This is a genomic window from Chromobacterium sp. LK1, from assembly GCF_001043555.1.
GTDB classification, from domain to species: domain Bacteria; phylum Pseudomonadota; class Gammaproteobacteria; order Burkholderiales; family Chromobacteriaceae; genus Chromobacterium; species Chromobacterium aquaticum.
In genome coordinates, this window is the sequence record NZ_LDUI01000061.1 from 19,899 (window position 1) to 33,921 (window position 14,023).

28 protein-coding genes are annotated in these 14,023 nt (G+C 55.8%); all 28 read right to left on the bottom strand.

The window, feature by feature from the left end:
* Nucleotides 1-44 precede the first annotated feature (44 nt).
* The 28 genes from rplQ to rpsJ all read right to left on the bottom strand — a co-directional run bounded on the left by rplQ (nucleotide 45) and on the right by rpsJ (nucleotide 13,965).
* Entirely contained in the window at nucleotides 45-440 is a 396-nt protein-coding gene (gene rplQ / locus VI26_RS22040; protein WP_048411916.1) for a 50S ribosomal protein L17, read from the bottom strand.
* A 25-nt stretch (nucleotides 441-465) separates the two neighbouring features.
* The gene (gene rpoA, locus VI26_RS22045) at nucleotides 466-1,449 is read right to left on the bottom strand and encodes a DNA-directed RNA polymerase subunit alpha (RefSeq protein WP_039755788.1); all 984 of its coding nucleotides are present in this window, start codon (nucleotides 1,447-1,449) and stop codon (nucleotides 466-468) included.
* 23 nt (nucleotides 1,450-1,472) lie between these two features.
* Nucleotides 1,473-2,093 carry a 30S ribosomal protein S4 gene (rpsD, locus tag VI26_RS24120; protein ID WP_043594097.1) on the bottom strand — a complete coding sequence of 207 codons (621 nt, stop codon included), beginning with the start codon at nucleotides 2,091-2,093 and terminating at the stop codon, nucleotides 1,473-1,475.
* An 18-nt stretch (nucleotides 2,094-2,111) separates the two neighbouring features.
* On the bottom strand, nucleotides 2,112-2,507 hold the full coding sequence (rpsK, locus tag VI26_RS22055; protein ID WP_008955659.1) for a 30S ribosomal protein S11: 396 nt from the start codon (nucleotides 2,505-2,507) through the stop codon (nucleotides 2,112-2,114).
* A gap of 19 nt (nucleotides 2,508-2,526) precedes the next feature.
* On the bottom strand, nucleotides 2,527-2,889 hold the full coding sequence (gene rpsM / locus VI26_RS22060) for a 30S ribosomal protein S13 (RefSeq protein WP_048411917.1): 363 nt from the start codon (nucleotides 2,887-2,889) through the stop codon (nucleotides 2,527-2,529).
* Nucleotides 2,890-2,959: 70 nt separating this feature from the next.
* Complete coding sequence (rpmJ, locus tag VI26_RS24125) at nucleotides 2,960-3,073, bottom strand: 50S ribosomal protein L36 (RefSeq protein WP_011137711.1); 114 nt, start codon at nucleotides 3,071-3,073, stop codon at nucleotides 2,960-2,962.
* A 266-nt stretch (nucleotides 3,074-3,339) separates the two neighbouring features.
* Nucleotides 3,340-4,659: a preprotein translocase subunit SecY gene (gene secY, locus VI26_RS22065; RefSeq protein WP_048411918.1), complete on the bottom strand. Its 1,320-nt coding sequence runs from the start codon at nucleotides 4,657-4,659 to the stop codon at nucleotides 3,340-3,342.
* Nucleotides 4,660-4,670: 11 nt separating this feature from the next.
* The gene (gene rplO / locus VI26_RS22070; protein ID WP_019102768.1) at nucleotides 4,671-5,102 is read right to left on the bottom strand and encodes a 50S ribosomal protein L15; all 432 of its coding nucleotides are present in this window, start codon (nucleotides 5,100-5,102) and stop codon (nucleotides 4,671-4,673) included.
* A gap of 3 nt (nucleotides 5,103-5,105) precedes the next feature.
* Nucleotides 5,106-5,291 carry a 50S ribosomal protein L30 gene (gene rpmD, locus VI26_RS22075; RefSeq protein WP_011137715.1) on the bottom strand — a complete coding sequence of 62 codons (186 nt, stop codon included), beginning with the start codon at nucleotides 5,289-5,291 and terminating at the stop codon, nucleotides 5,106-5,108.
* A complete protein-coding gene (gene rpsE / locus VI26_RS22080) occupies nucleotides 5,284-5,802 on the bottom strand; it encodes a 30S ribosomal protein S5 (protein ID WP_043594101.1) in 519 nt (172 codons plus the stop codon). Before rpsE ends, rpmD begins: the two co-directional genes overlap by 8 nt.
* Before the next feature lie 13 nt (nucleotides 5,803-5,815).
* Nucleotides 5,816-6,169, bottom strand: coding sequence for a 50S ribosomal protein L18 (gene rplR / locus VI26_RS22085; protein ID WP_048411919.1), 354 nt, complete (start codon nucleotides 6,167-6,169; stop codon nucleotides 5,816-5,818).
* Between the two features lie 12 nt (nucleotides 6,170-6,181).
* Nucleotides 6,182-6,715 carry a 50S ribosomal protein L6 gene (rplF, locus tag VI26_RS22090; protein ID WP_048411920.1) on the bottom strand — a complete coding sequence of 178 codons (534 nt, stop codon included), beginning with the start codon at nucleotides 6,713-6,715 and terminating at the stop codon, nucleotides 6,182-6,184.
* 9 nt (nucleotides 6,716-6,724) lie between these two features.
* Entirely contained in the window at nucleotides 6,725-7,120 is a 396-nt protein-coding gene (gene rpsH / locus VI26_RS22095) for a 30S ribosomal protein S8 (RefSeq protein ID WP_048411921.1), read from the bottom strand.
* A 14-nt stretch (nucleotides 7,121-7,134) separates the two neighbouring features.
* Nucleotides 7,135-7,440, bottom strand: a complete 306-nt coding sequence (gene rpsN, locus VI26_RS24130) for a 30S ribosomal protein S14 (RefSeq protein WP_081546296.1) — start codon at nucleotides 7,438-7,440, stop codon at nucleotides 7,135-7,137.
* Between the two features lie 4 nt (nucleotides 7,441-7,444).
* The gene (gene rplE / locus VI26_RS22105; protein WP_019104493.1) at nucleotides 7,445-7,984 is read right to left on the bottom strand and encodes a 50S ribosomal protein L5; all 540 of its coding nucleotides are present in this window, start codon (nucleotides 7,982-7,984) and stop codon (nucleotides 7,445-7,447) included.
* A 10-nt stretch (nucleotides 7,985-7,994) separates the two neighbouring features.
* Entirely contained in the window at nucleotides 7,995-8,309 is a 315-nt protein-coding gene (gene rplX / locus VI26_RS22110) for a 50S ribosomal protein L24 (RefSeq protein ID WP_043579388.1), read from the bottom strand.
* A gap of 9 nt (nucleotides 8,310-8,318) precedes the next feature.
* A complete protein-coding gene (gene rplN / locus VI26_RS22115) occupies nucleotides 8,319-8,687 on the bottom strand; it encodes a 50S ribosomal protein L14 (RefSeq protein ID WP_019104491.1) in 369 nt (122 codons plus the stop codon).
* Between the two features lie 203 nt (nucleotides 8,688-8,890).
* The gene (gene rpsQ / locus VI26_RS22120) at nucleotides 8,891-9,154 is read right to left on the bottom strand and encodes a 30S ribosomal protein S17 (protein WP_043594104.1); all 264 of its coding nucleotides are present in this window, start codon (nucleotides 9,152-9,154) and stop codon (nucleotides 8,891-8,893) included.
* Nucleotide 9,155: 1 nt separating this feature from the next.
* Nucleotides 9,156-9,344 (bottom strand): 50S ribosomal protein L29, encoded by a 189-nt coding sequence (rpmC, locus tag VI26_RS22125; RefSeq protein WP_011137725.1) that lies wholly within the window; start codon nucleotides 9,342-9,344, stop codon nucleotides 9,156-9,158.
* Nucleotides 9,344-9,760: a 50S ribosomal protein L16 gene (rplP, locus tag VI26_RS22130; RefSeq protein ID WP_019101458.1), complete on the bottom strand. Its 417-nt coding sequence runs from the start codon at nucleotides 9,758-9,760 to the stop codon at nucleotides 9,344-9,346. The genes rpmC and rplP overlap by 1 nt, the downstream gene beginning before the upstream one ends.
* On the bottom strand, nucleotides 9,744-10,445 hold the full coding sequence (gene rpsC, locus VI26_RS22135; protein WP_048411923.1) for a 30S ribosomal protein S3: 702 nt from the start codon (nucleotides 10,443-10,445) through the stop codon (nucleotides 9,744-9,746). The genes rplP and rpsC overlap by 17 nt, the downstream gene beginning before the upstream one ends.
* A 10-nt stretch (nucleotides 10,446-10,455) precedes the next feature.
* Entirely contained in the window at nucleotides 10,456-10,785 is a 330-nt protein-coding gene (gene rplV / locus VI26_RS22140; protein WP_019099946.1) for a 50S ribosomal protein L22, read from the bottom strand.
* Nucleotides 10,786-10,794: 9 nt separating this feature from the next.
* Nucleotides 10,795-11,073, bottom strand: a complete 279-nt coding sequence (gene rpsS / locus VI26_RS22145; protein WP_019099947.1) for a 30S ribosomal protein S19 — start codon at nucleotides 11,071-11,073, stop codon at nucleotides 10,795-10,797.
* A 13-nt stretch (nucleotides 11,074-11,086) separates the two neighbouring features.
* Nucleotides 11,087-11,914, bottom strand: a complete 828-nt coding sequence (gene rplB / locus VI26_RS22150; RefSeq protein WP_048411924.1) for a 50S ribosomal protein L2 — start codon at nucleotides 11,912-11,914, stop codon at nucleotides 11,087-11,089.
* Nucleotides 11,915-11,925: 11 nt separating this feature from the next.
* Nucleotides 11,926-12,234, bottom strand: coding sequence for a 50S ribosomal protein L23 (gene rplW / locus VI26_RS22155; protein ID WP_019100830.1), 309 nt, complete (start codon nucleotides 12,232-12,234; stop codon nucleotides 11,926-11,928).
* Nucleotides 12,231-12,851 (bottom strand): 50S ribosomal protein L4, encoded by a 621-nt coding sequence (gene rplD, locus VI26_RS22160; RefSeq protein WP_048411925.1) that lies wholly within the window; start codon nucleotides 12,849-12,851, stop codon nucleotides 12,231-12,233. The genes rplW and rplD overlap by 4 nt, the downstream gene beginning before the upstream one ends.
* Nucleotides 12,851-13,495, bottom strand: coding sequence for a 50S ribosomal protein L3 (gene rplC / locus VI26_RS22165; protein ID WP_048411926.1), 645 nt, complete (start codon nucleotides 13,493-13,495; stop codon nucleotides 12,851-12,853). Before rplC ends, rplD begins: the two co-directional genes overlap by 1 nt.
* A gap of 158 nt (nucleotides 13,496-13,653) precedes the next feature.
* Nucleotides 13,654-13,965: a 30S ribosomal protein S10 gene (gene rpsJ / locus VI26_RS22170; protein ID WP_011137734.1), complete on the bottom strand. Its 312-nt coding sequence runs from the start codon at nucleotides 13,963-13,965 to the stop codon at nucleotides 13,654-13,656.
* Nucleotides 13,966-14,023 lie beyond the last annotated feature (58 nt).

The following is a 14,023-nucleotide window of genomic DNA, read 5'->3' on the forward strand; positions in this document are numbered from 1 at the left end:
AAAAAAGCCAGGCTTGCGCCTGGCTTTTTCCTCAACTTCGTCGATTACTCGGCGGAGTTGTCTTCAACCGCTACGGCATCTTCCGGACGGTCCACCAGCTCTACCAGAGCCATCGGGGCGTTGTCGCCCTTGCGGAAACCGTACTTCAGGATACGCACATAACCACCATTGCGGGCGGAGAAGCGCGGGCCGAGAACGTCGAAGAGTTTAACCACGATATCGCGGTCACGAGTGCGGTCAAACGCCAGACGACGGTTGGCGAGAGACGGCTTTTTGCCGAGCGTGATCAGCGGCTCGGCCACACGACGCAGTTCCTTGGCTTTCGGCAGCGTGGTCACGATAACTTCGTGCTTCAGCAGCGAGTTCGCCATGTTGCGCAGCATCGCCAGACGATGGCTGGTCGTGCGGTTCAGTTTACGATTACTGTAACGATGACGCATTGTTAATGTCCTTTTATCTCAAACCTTACGGCTTTTCGAGGCCAGCAGGCGGCCAATTCTCGAGCTTCATGCCGAGAGTCAGGCCTTTGGAAGCGAGAACTTCCTTGATCTCGTTCAGCGACTTGCGGCCGAGGTTCGGAGTCTTCAGAAGCTCGGTTTCAGTACGCTGGATCAGATCGCCGATGTAATAAATGTTCTCAGCTTTCAGGCAGTTGGCCGAACGAACCGTCAGTTCAAGATCGTCTACCGGACGCAGCAGGATCGGATCGATCGGCGGCGCCTTTTCAACGACTTCTTCAACCGCTGTGCCTTGGAGATCGGCAAAGATCGACAGTTGATCCATCAGAATACGGGCAGCGTTGCGCACTGCCTGTTCCGGCTCGATCACGCCATTGGTCTCGATATCGAGAACCAGGCGGTCGAGGTCGGTACGCTGCTCAACACGGGCGCTTTCCACAGCAAAGCTCACGCGGCGAACCGGCGAGAAGGAAGCATCCAGTTGAATGGTACCGATGGAACGGTTGTCTTCATGATTGGATCGAACCGACACCGGCTGATAGCCGCGGCCTTTTTCGATCTTGATCTCCATGTCGATCTTACCGCCAGAGGAGATGTGACAAATCACGTGGTCCGGATTGATCACTTCCACATCGTGCGGCAGTTCGATATCGCCAGCCAAGACAGCGCCTTCGCCGTCCTTTTTCAAGGACAGCACAACACTGTCACGACCATGCAGCTTAAGCACTACGCCCTTGAGGTTGAGGAGGATGTCAACGACATCCTCGCGCACGCCATCAAGTGCGGAATACTCATGCAAAACGCCAGCGATAGTCACTTCGGTCGGAGCATAGCCCGGCATCGACGACAGCAGGATACGGCGCAGCGAGTTACCCAGAGTATGAGCGTAGCCGCGCTCGAACGGCTCCATCGACACACGAGCGTGAGTGGCGGAAACCGGCTGAACGTCGATAAGACGAGGTTTCAGAAATTCCGAAGCGCTGTTTTGCATAGTCATTCCCTAAGAGCTAGCGATTACTTGGAGTAGAATTCCACAACGAGTTGTTCGTTGATATCGCTAGACAGTTCGGAACGTTCCGGAGCGGATTTGAAAGTGCCTTCCATTTTCTTGGAGTCAACCAGGACCCAAGACGGGAAACCACCCTGCTCGGCCAGAGCCAGACCTTCTACGATACGGGCCTGTTTCTTGGCTTTTTCACGGACGGACACTACGTCACCGGCTTTAACCTGGTAGGACGGAATGTTCACAACCTGGCCGTTCACAACGATAGCCTTGTGGCTAACCAGCTGGCGCGCTTCGGCGCGAGTGGAGCCAAAGCCCATGCGATATACAACGTTGTCCAGGCGGGCCTCGAGCAGCTTCAGCAGGTTTTCACCCGTGGAGCCCTTGCGACGCACAGCTTCCGCAAAGTAATTGCGGAACTGACGCTCGAGTACACCGTAAATACGACGGATTTTCTGCTTTTCACGCAGTTGCACACCGTAGTCAGACAGGCGGCTCTTACGAGCGCCATGCTGGCCCGGAGGGCTATCTAGTTTGCACTTGGAATCCAGTGCACGACGCGCGCTCTTCAGGAAAAGGTCGGTGCCTTCACGACGAGCGAGCTTACACTTAGGGCCGATATAACGTGCCATGTTCTCACACTCTCCGAATTAGATACGACGTTTTTTGGGCGGACGGCAACCGTTGTGCGGTACCGGCGTCACGTCGGAGATGCTGGTGATCTTGAAACCCAGCGCGTTGAGTGCGCGAACAGCGGATTCACGACCCGGACCCGGGCCCTTGATACGAACTTCGAGGTTCTTCACACCGTATTCTTGGGCAACTTTACCAGCGTGCTCTGCTGCTACCTGAGCAGCAAAGGGTGTACTCTTGCGCGAGCCCTTGAAACCAGCGCCGCCAGAGGTAGCCCAAGACAATGCATTGCCTTGACGGTCGGTGATCGTGATGATGGTGTTGTTGAACGAAGCGTGCACGTGCACGATGCCTTCGCTAACAGACTTGCGCACTTTCTTGCGTACACGAACTGCTGTGTTTGCTTTAGCCATTATCTGTTGTTCCTATTAATTACTTCTTGCCGGCGATCGCCTTACGCGGTCCCTTACGGGTACGAGCGTTAGTGCGAGTGCGCTGACCGCGGCACGGCAGGCCACGACGATGGCGGAAGCCGCGATAGCAGCCCATGTCCATCAGACGCTTGATGCTCATGGTGACTTCACGGCGCAGATCACCTTCAACGGTGAACTTAGCCACTTCATCACGCAGAGTTTCCATTTCAGCGTCAGTCAGATCCTTCACTTTCGTGGAAGGGTTCACGCTGGCAGCAGCACAAATCTGCTGGGCGCGAGTCTGACCGATGCCGAAAATTGCCTGCAGGCCGATAACGGCATGCGCATGATTGGGGATGTTTACCCCTGCAATACGGGCCATACTCTTTCCTTAAGCCTTAAGACCTTGAAAAGTTTGCGATTGTATCACGCAAATCCAGGTCTAACAAATGTTAGCCTTGTTTTTGCTTGTGACGCGGATCCGTGCAGATCACGCGAACTACGCGATTGCGACGAATGATTTTGCAGTTGCGGCAAATCTTCTTTACCGAAGGCTGTACTCGCATGTCAGTTCCTTTCAATCCTCTAAAAGAGCAAGTGCGTTATTTCGCACGGAACACTATCGGGCACCGGCCGGACTTCCGGGGCTCAGCCCCTTAGCTCCTGACCGCTATCCAGACCGGGCGCGCCTGCCTTCGCAAGCGCATCCCGCCTGAACTACCCGGTTACCACGTGTCCATTCACAAGCAAAACTCCGAAGCGGACTCCGGAATCTTGCAATGCATCTGGATGGTGTCTTCCTTAGCCAATAACCCAGCGCGAGCTCAAGTTGTCAGCGCGTGAGCGCATTGCCTTTGAAGTTGGCCTTCTTCAGCAAGCTCTCGTACTGATGCGACAGCACGTAAGACTGTACCTGCGCCATGAAGTCCATGGTCACCACCACGATGATCAGCAGCGATGTGCCACCAAAGTAGAACGGAACGTTCCACTTCAGGATCAGGAACTCCGGCAGCAAGCAGACCAGTGTGATATAGATCGCACCAATCAGCGTCAGCCGCAGAATGATCTTCTCGATATAACGGGAAGTCTGCTCACCTGGACGAATACCCGGGATGAAGGCACCGCTCTTCTTCAAGTTGTCCGCCGTTTCCTTCGGGTTGAAAACCAACGCCGTGTAGAAATAGCAGAAGAAGACGATGGCCGCCGCATACAGCAGCACATAGATAGGCTGACCGGGATGCAGTTTGTCTGCGATGCCCTTCAACCAGCCCATGTGCTCGCCCTGACCAAACCAGCCGAGAACGGTGGCCGGGAACAGGATGATGCTGGACGCGAAAATCGGCGGAATCACCCCCGCCATGTTGAGCTTGAGCGGCAGATGCGTGCTCTGGCCCTGCATGACGCGATTACCGACCTGGCGCTTGGCGTAGTTCACCAGGACCTTGCGTTGGCCACGCTCAGCGTAGACCACCACATAGGTCACCAGGATCACTCCGACAAACAACACGACGGCAAACAGGATGGGCAAAGAACCCTGACTGGTCAGAGTCAAGGTCTTGCCTATCGCAGCCGGAACGCCAGCGGCGATACCCGCGCAGATGATCAGCGAAATACCATTGCCGATCCCGCGCTCGGTGATCTGCTCGCCCAGCCACATGAGGAACATGGTGCCGGTTACCAGCGATACGACTGTCGTCAGGTAGAACTCCCACTGCGGAGTCACCACCAGGTTAGGCTGCTTGTACAGCATCACCGCAATGCCGAAACTTTGGAAAGTCGCGAGCAGAACGGTGGCGTAACGTGTGTACTGGGTTATCTTACGACGTCCCGCATCGCCCTCCTTCTTCAGCTGCTTGAGGCTCGGAAGAACCTCGGAGGCAAGCTGAAGAATGATGGAGGCCGAGATATACGGCATGATGCCAATGGCAAACACCGTGAATCTCGAGAGGGCGCCGCCCGAGAACATGTTGAACATGTCGAGCAGGCCCGTCTGCGATGAGTGGAACAACTTCGCTAGCTCGGCAGGGTTGATACCCGGAACCGGAATGTGAGCACCGATGCGATAAACGATCAGGGCACCAATCAGGAACCAGATTCGACGCTTGAGATCACCAAACTTATTGGCATTTGCCACTAGAGAAGTATTCGCCACAGATTATTGCCTTATTCTACGCTGCCGCCGGCAGCTTCGATGGCGGCGCGCGCGCCGGCAGTTACGCCAACGCCGCGCAGTTTTACTGCGCGCTCAATCTTGCCGGACAGAACCACCTTGGCGGAAGTCGCCTGGATGGAAGCCAGACCAGCTTGCTTGAGAGAGAGCAGGTCGATTTCATCAACCGGCAGCAGGTTCAGTTCGGACAGGCGAATCTCGGCAACCTTGCCTGCGTTCAGCGACTTGAAGCCGCGCTTCGGCAGACGACGTTGCAGCGGCATTTGACCGCCTTCGAAACCAACCTTGTGGAAACCACCTGCACGGCTCTTCTGACCTTTGTGACCGCGGCCACAAGTCTTGCCCAGGCCGCTGCCGATGCCACGGCCTACACGGCGCTTGGCATGCTTGGCGCCGGCACCCGGCTGTACAGTGTTCAGCAGCATCTCTTAGCCCTCGAATTTCAACAAGTAGCTGATCTTGTTGATCATGCCACGGTTTTCAGGGGTATCGAGCACTTCAACAGTCTGGCGAATTTTCTTCAGACCCAGACCACGGGCGCAAGCCTTGTGAGACTCCAGGCGACCGATCAGGCTCTTTACCAGAGTGACCTTTACAGTCTTGGCGTTACTCATGGCTCACCCCCAGGATGTCCTCGACGCTCAGGCCACGCTTGGAGGCGATTTGCGCCGGGGTGTTGATGTTGCTCAGACCATCCAGGGTTGCACGCACCACGTTGTACGGGTTGGTGGAACCATGAATCTTGGCCGAGACGTTATGAACACCCATAGCATCAAAGATAGCGCGCATCGGGCCGCCGGCTTTCACACCGGTACCTTCTTTAGCGGGCTGGATGAATACGGTGGTAGCACCGTGCTTGCCAACCACAGTGTGGTGGAAAGTGCCGTTTTTCAACGGAACCTTAACCATGTTGTGGCGAGCCTGTTCCATTGCCTTTTGAACGGCAACCGGAACTTCCTTGGAACGGCCCTTACCCATGCCGATTCCGCCATCGCCATCACCAACCACGGTCAAGGCGGAGAAAGCCATAATACGGCCGCCTTTAACCACTTTGGTGACGCGGTTGACGCTGATCATTTTCTCGACCAGACCGTCGCCACGATCTTCCGTTTCGTGCTTAGCCATTCTTCACTCCGAATTAGAATACGAGACCGTGTTCGCGAGCGGCGTCAGCCAGCGCTTTCATGCGACCGTGGTATTTGAAACCAGAGCGGTCGAAAGCAACTTTCTCGATGCCAGCAGCTTTTGCTTTTTCAGCAATGCGCTTGCCGATCACGGCTGCAGTTGCCACGTTGCCGCCATTTTTGAGATCAGCGCGTACATCGGCTTCCAGCGAAGAAGCGCTGGCCAGTACTTTGCTGCCGGTCTCATCAACGATCTGGGCATAAATGTGGCTATTGGTGCGATACACAGTGAGACGCACCATCTTGAGCTCCGCGATCCGGGCACGGGTTTTACGTGCGCGGCGGAGTCGAGCTTGTTTCTTGTCCATATCAGTGCCTCTTTACTTCTTCTTGGTTTCTTTCAGAACCACAACCTCATCGGCGTAACGAACGCCCTTGCCTTTATACGGCTCGGGAGCGCGGTAAGCGCGGATTTCGGCTGCGACCTGGCCAACGCGCTGCTTGTCGGCGCCTTTGATCAGGATCTCGGTCTGAGTCGGGGTCTCGGCCTTAATACCTTCCGGCATTTGGTGAGCCACCGGGTGAGAGAAACCCAGAGACAGGTTCAGGGTGTCGCCTTGAGCCTGGGCACGATAGCCCACGCCTACCAGCTGCAGCTTCTTCTCGAAGCCTTTGGACACGCCGGTCACCATATTGTTCAGCAGCGCGCGCAGGGTGCCGGACATGGCACGTGCGAACTTGCTGTCGTTCTTGGCGGCGAATGTCAGTTGGCCGTTGTCCAGCTTGACATCTACCTCTTCGCACAGAGCGGTGCTCAGGGTGCCCAGGGCGCCCTTGACAGTCACTTCTGCAGCGCCGAATTTCACTTCGACGCCAGCCGGAATGGCTACGGGATTCTTAGCTACGCGAGACATTTGACCCCCTTAAGCCACGACGCACAGCAACTCGCCGCCGATACCGGCTGCGCGTGCTTTACGATCAGTCATAACGCCTTTGGAGGTGGACAGGATAGCCACGCCCAAGCCATTCATGACTTTCGGGATTTCGGTGGAGCCCTTGTACACACGCAGGCCAGGGCGGGAAACGCGGTCAATGCGCTCAATCACCGGACGGCCAGCATAGTACTTGAGCTGGATATCGAGAACAGGCTTCTTCTCTTCGCCGGCAACGGCGAAGTCTTCGATGTAGCCTTCGTCTTTCAGCACCTGCGCCAGCGCAATTTTCAGCTTGGAAGACGGCATGGAAACTGCCACCTTGGAAGCCATTTGGCCGTTGCGGATGCGGGTCAACATATCGGAAATAGGATCGTGCATGCTCATTTATGTGTCTCCTATTACCAGCTGGCCTTCACAACCCCCGGAATTTCGCCCTTCAGAGCGATTTCACGGAGCTTGTTACGACCCAGACCGAATTTGCGGAATACGCCACGCGGACGACCGGTGATGGCGCAGCGACGACGCTGGCGAACCGGGGAAGCATTGCGCGGCAGCTGCTGCAGTTGCAGGCGGGCTGCAAAGCGCTCTTCTTCCGAGAGGCTTTGATTGTTGATAGTCGCGATAAGGGCTTCGCGCTTGGCAGCAAATTTTGCAGCCAGCTTGACACGCTTCTCTTCGCGCTGAATCAGTGCAAGTTTTGCCATGTGCTTAACCCTTGAACGGGAACTTGAACGCGGCCAGCAGAGCGCGGGCCTCTTCGTCAGTCTTCGCGGTGGTGGTAACAGTAATGTTCATACCACGCAGAGCATCGATCTTGTCGTACTCGATTTCCGGGAAGATGATCTGTTCTTTAACGCCCATGTTGTAGTTGCCGCGGCCGTCGAAAGACTTGGCGGAAACACCACGGAAGTCGCGAACGCGCGGCAGCGCGATCGTCACCAGGCGGTCCAGGAACTCGTACATGCGTTCGCGACGCAGAGTTACCTTGCAACCTACCGGATAGTGATCACGAATCTTGAAGCCTGCGATGGATTTGCGAGCGGTGGTGACAACCGGCTTCTGGCCGGCGATCTTTTCCAGGTCGCCCACGGCAAAATCCATTACCTTTTTATCGGCAACGGCTTCGCCCACACCCATGTTCACAGTGATCTTCTCAATGCGCGGGACTTGCATGATCGACTTGTAGCCGAACTGTTTCATCAGTTCAGGCACTACGGTGTCTTTGTAGAAATCGTAGAGACGTGCCATGTTTTGTTCCTTACGCGCCAATGACTTCGCCGCTGGACTTGAACACGCGTACCTTGCGGCCGTCTTCAAGAACCTTGAAGCCTACGCGGTCAGCCTTTTGGCTTGCCGGATTGAAAATGGCGACGTTCGATGCGTCAACAGGCATGGTCTTTTCAACGATGCCGCCGGCAACACCACGCACCGGATTCGGTTTCTGGTGTTTCTTGGCGACATTCACGCCTTCAACAACCAGTTTCTCGTCCAGAACGCGCAGTACGGTGCCGCGCTTACCCTTGTCTTTGCCGGTGATTACTACGACTTCATCACCCTTGCGAATTTTACGCATGCGATCTCCTTACAGTACTTCAGGAGCCAGCGAAACGATCTTCATGAAGCGCTCGGTACGCAGTTCACGCGTAACAGGCCCGAAGATACGAGTGCCGATAGGCTCAAGCTTGTTGTTGAGCAGGACGGCGGCATTGCCGTCGAACTTGATCAACGAGCCATCCGGACGACGCACGCCTTTGGCAGTGCGCACCACAACCGCGTTGTACACGTCGCCTTTTTTGACGCGACCGCGCGGAGCAGCATCCTTGATGGTCACCTTGATGATGTCGCCTACGCTTGCATAGCGACGCTTGGAACCGCCCAATACCTTGATGCACATAACGTGACGCGCACCTGTATTGTCAGCGACCTCAAGCATGGTCTGCATTTGGATCATTTGATGATTACCTTTCTAATCCAACTTTATCCGTCACTCTCACCTGCCGGTTTCTCGCATAAGAGCAAGACCAAACAGACGAAACGCCACAGAAACTGTGGCGTATCCAACGGCCAGTTTTGGACCCCGTAAGGGCGGAACTCCTACCCGATAGGAGTAGGAAGATGGCCATTATACAGGGGACTTTCGCCCCCCGCAAGTCTTTACACCTGGCGGGACTTCTCAACCAGGGCAGTTACCACCCACGTCTTGGTCTTCGAGAGCGGACGGGACTCGCTGATAACAACGATATCGCCGGCCTTGAACTCGTTGTTCTCGTCGTGCGCGTGGAACTTCTTGGAACGACGGATAATCTTGCCGTAGATCGGGTGCTTAACTTTGCGCTCGACCAGCACGGTCACGGTCTTATCCATCTTGTCGCTGACTACGGTACCGGTCAGCGTACGTACCACTTTGGTTTCGCTCATCTTAAACTGCCTTTTCTTTCAGAACGGTGCGCACGCGAGCGATGTCGCGACGGACTTTCTTCAGTTCAGAGGTCTTGGCGAGTTGCTGAGTGGCGTGCTGCATGCGCAGAGCAAACTGGGCCTTCAAGAGGCTAAGCAGTTCCGCCTTCAGCTCGTCAACAGTTTTGGCTTTCAGTTCGGACGCTTTCATTACTGACCTACCTGTCTAGTTACAAACACAGTGGCGATCGGCAACTTGGCTGCGGCCAGACGGAAAGCTTCGCGAGCGAGTTCCTCGGAAACACCATCCATTTCATACAGCATCTTGCCAGGCTGGATTTCGGCCACGTAGTACTCCGGAGAGCCCTTACCCCCACCCATACGCACTTCGGCGGGCTTGGAGGTGATCGGCTTGTCCGGGAAGATACGGATCCAGATGCGGCCGCCACGCTTGATGTGACGGGTCATCGCACGACGCGCAGCTTCAATCTGGCGCGCGGTCAGACGACCACGGCCAACAGCCTTCAGACCGAAATCACCAAAGCTCACCTTGTTGCCACGAGTGGCGATACCGGTGTTACGGCCTTTGTGCTGTTTGCGGTACTTGAGTCTAGTTGGCTGCAGCATTGCGGGCACCCTTTCTCGATTTCTTCTCGGTCGCTACCGGAGCCGGCTGAACTTGACCCGGCTTGAGCTCACCTTTGTATACCCATACCTTGATGCCGATGATACCGTAGGTGGTCTTGGCTTCAGAGGTCGCGTAGTCTACGTCTGCGCGCAGGGTATGCAGCGGCACGCGGCCTTCGCGGTACCATTCGCTACGAGCGATGTCGATACCGTTCAGACGGCCGGAGCTCATGATCTTGATGCCTTGCGCGCCCATGCGCATGGCGTTCTGCATCGCGCGCTTCATGGCGCGACGGAACATCACGCGCTTCTCCAGTTGGGAAGCGATGCCGTCGGCGATGATCTGAGCATCCAGTTCCGGCTTGCGAACTTCTTCGATGTTCACATGCACGGGAACGCCCAGGCGCTTTTGCAGTTCTTGCTTGAGCAGCTCGATGTCTTCGCCTTTTTTACCGATCACGACACCCGGACGGGCGCTATGAATGGTGATGCGGGCGGACTTAGCCGGGCGCTCGATGGTCACACGGCCAACCGAAGCGTGACCCAGACGCTTTTTCAGGAATTCGCGAACTTCGATATCCTGCTTCAGCATTTCCGGGAAGTTCTGCGAGGACGCGAACCACTTGGAAGACCAGTTTTTGTTAACGGCAAGACGGAATCCCGTCGGATGAATCTTCTGACCCATTTCTTACCCCTTAATTGCCAACGGTCAACGAGATGTGGCAGGTCTGCTTTTCGATGCGGTTGCCACGACCCTTAGCACGGGCAGTGAAACGCTTCAGACTAGCGCCTTTATCAACAAAGATGCCGGTGACACGCAGGGTGTCGATGTCGGCGCCTTCGTTGTGCTCGGCGTTAGCGATGGCAGATTCCAGCACTTTCTTGATGATTACCGCGCCCTTCTTCGGGGAGAAGGCCAAGATATTCAGAGCCTGATCAACGGACTTGCCGCGGATCAGATCGGCCACCAGGCGGCATTTTTGAGCCGACAGGCGAACGCTTTTCAGATTTGCAGATACTCTCATCGCTTCACCTTATCTCTTCTTCGCCTTCTTATCGGCCGCGTGGCCTTTGAAGGTACGAGTCAGCGAGAATTCGCCCAGTTTATGGCCGACCATGTTTTCGGAAACATAAACAGGCACATGGGTGCGACCGTTGTGTACAGCGATGGTCAGACCAATGAAATCCGGCAGGATGGTCGAACGACGGGACCAAGTCTTGATCGGACGCTTGTCGCTGGTTGCCCGCACCGCATCTACTTTTTTCAGCAGATGCAGATCAACGAACGGGCCTTTTTTCTGCGAACGTGCCATTGTCAATTACCCTTTATTTGGAATAGCGACGGCGTACGATCATATTGTCGGTACGCTTGTTGCGACGGGTACGGAAGCCCTTAGTCGGAGTGCCCCACGGGCTGACAGGCACGCGGCCCTCGCCAGTGCGACCTTCACCACCACCATGCGGGTGGTCAACCGGGTTCATGGCAACGCCACGAACGGTCGGACGGATACCACGCCAGCGAGTAGCGCCAGCCTTGCCCAGCTTGCGCAGGGAGTGCTCTTCGTTACCCACTTCACCAATAGTTGCACGGCAATCAACATGCACCAGGCGGATTTCGCCCGAGCGCAGACGCAGTTGAGCGTAAGCGCCTTCGCGAGCCAGCAGCATTGCGGATGCGCCAGCGGAACGAACCATCTGGGCGCCCTTGCCAGGCTGCATTTCCACGCAGTGGATAGTGGTACCCACCGGGATGTTGCGGATCGGCAGTGCGTTACCGGCCTTGATCGGAGCTTCCGCGCCGGACAACAGCTCGGCGCCAGCCTTCACACCGCGCGGGGCGATGATGTAGCGACGCTCGCCATCGGCGTAGCACAGGAGGGCGATGTGGGCAGTGCGGTTCGGATCGTATTCGATGCGCTCCACTTTCGCCGGGATGCCATCCTTGTTGCGACGGAAGTCGATGATGCGGTAGTGCTTCTTATGGCCACCGCCACGATGACGCGTGGTGATGTGACCATTGTGGTTACGGCCACCGGTGGAAGATTTCTTTTCCAACAGGGCTGCGTGCGGAGCACCTTTGTGCAGGTCAGGGTTTACTACCTTGACAACGGCACGGCGGCCCGCGGAAGTCGGTTTTACCTTAACGATAGGCATGCTCTATCTCCTTACTCCGCTGCGGCCGGGGTAGCGGTCAGATCAATTTCTTGACCTTCCACCAGGCTAACGTAGGCCTTTTTCCAGTCACTGCGACGACCGATGGAACGGCCAAAGCGCTTAACCTTGCCTTTGACATTGACAGTGGAAACGCCTTCAACTTTTACGTTGAACAGCATTTCAACAGCAGCCTTGATTTCCGGCTTGGTCGCATCTTTAGCAACGCGGAACGCCATTTGCTGGTTCTTCTCAGCAATCATGGTGCTCTTTTCGGAAACGATGGGAGCAAGAATTACTTGCAACAGACGTTCTTGGTTCATGCCCACTGCTCCTCAAGTTGCTTCACAGCGTCGCGAGTGATCACGGTCTTCTTGAAGCGCAACAGGCTGTACGGGTCAGCTTGAACCGCTTCGATAACCAGCACGTTAGTCAGGTTACGCGAAGAGAGATAGAGGTTTTCGCTCAGTTCGCTAGTGATGAACAAAGCCTGTTCCAGGCCCATGGGCTGAACGGCGCCAACGAATTCTTTGGTCTTCGGGCTTTCAACATTCAGCTCGTCAACCACGATCAGACGCTCGTCGCGAACCAGCTGCGACAGAATCGCGGCCATGCCGGCACGGAACATCTTGCGGTTAACTTTCTGGGTGAAGTTCTCGTCCGGCTTGTTCGGGAAGGCACGGCCACCACCACGACGATTCGGGGTGGAAGTCATACCGGCGCGAGCGTTACCAGTACCTTTCTGACGGAAAGGCTTCTTGGTCGAGTGCTTCACTTCAGCACGGGTCAGCTGGGCGCGGTTGGCGCTACGAGCATTCGCCAGGAATGCGGTAACAACCTGATGCACCAGGGCTTCGTTGTATTCGCGGCCGAACAGAGCGTCGGACACTTGCAGGCTGCCAACAGCCTTGCCTTGGGTATTGATTACATTCAATTCCATCACGCACCTGCCTTCACGCTAGGACGAACGACTACGTCACCGTTCTTGGCGCCGGGAACAGCACCTTTGACCAGAATCAGTTGACGCTCGGCATCGACACGAACGATTTCCAGGCACTGCACGGTGCTCTTGACGTTACCGTATTGGCCCGCCATGCGCTTACCCGGGAAAACGCGACCCGGATCTTGCGCCTGACCGATGGAACCCGGCGTGTTATGCGAACGCGAGTTACCATGGGAAGCACGGTTGGAAGAGAAGTTGTGACGCTTGATCACGCCGGAGAAGCCCTTACCTTTGGAGGTGCCGGTTACATCAACCAGTTGACCAACGGTGAAGATCTCAACAGCGATAGCATCGCCCGGCTTGAAGTTGGACAGATCGGAGGCGGTCAGCGGAAACTCGACCAGACCCAGACCTGCTTCAACGCCAGCCTTGGCGAAGTGGCCCGCGGCAGCCTTAACAACACGGCTGGCCTTTTTGGAGCCAAAGGTAACCTGAACGGCATTGTAGCCGTCGGTTTCAGCAGTTTTGATTTGCGTGACGCGGTTAGCGGACATGTCCAGCACAGTTACCGGGATGGTTGCGCCATCTTCGGCAAAAATGCGGGTCATGCCGACTTTGCGACCGACAAGACCTAAACTCATGTTTATTTCCTTTTTCAGGCGCCGATTACGATTGACCGGCATAAAAAACACGACAGAAAAAACAAAAACGGACTCGCCAAAATGGCGAGTCCGCTAATGTATCACAGAAAATTCAAGAATCGCAAGCACTTAGCTCGCAAACCCTTGAACTTAAGCGATTACTGCAGCTTGATTTCCACATCCACACCGGCCGGCAGGTCGAGCTTCATCAGAGCATCAACAGTCTTGTCGGTCGGATCCACGATGTCCATCAGACGCAGGTGAGTGCGGATTTCCAGCTGGTCGCGGGAAGTCTTGTTCACGTGCGGGGAACGCAGAACGTTGAAACGCTCGATTTTGGTCGGCAGCGGAACCGGGCCTTTAACAACGGCGCCGGTGCGCTTGGCGGTTTCAACGATTTCCTGAGCGGAGCGATCGATCAGGTTGTAATCGAAAGCTTTCAGGCGGATGCGGATTTTCTGGCTAGACATTAGATTCTCCGATCCTTAAGCGATGATCTTGGCAACAACGCCGGCGCCGACGGTACGA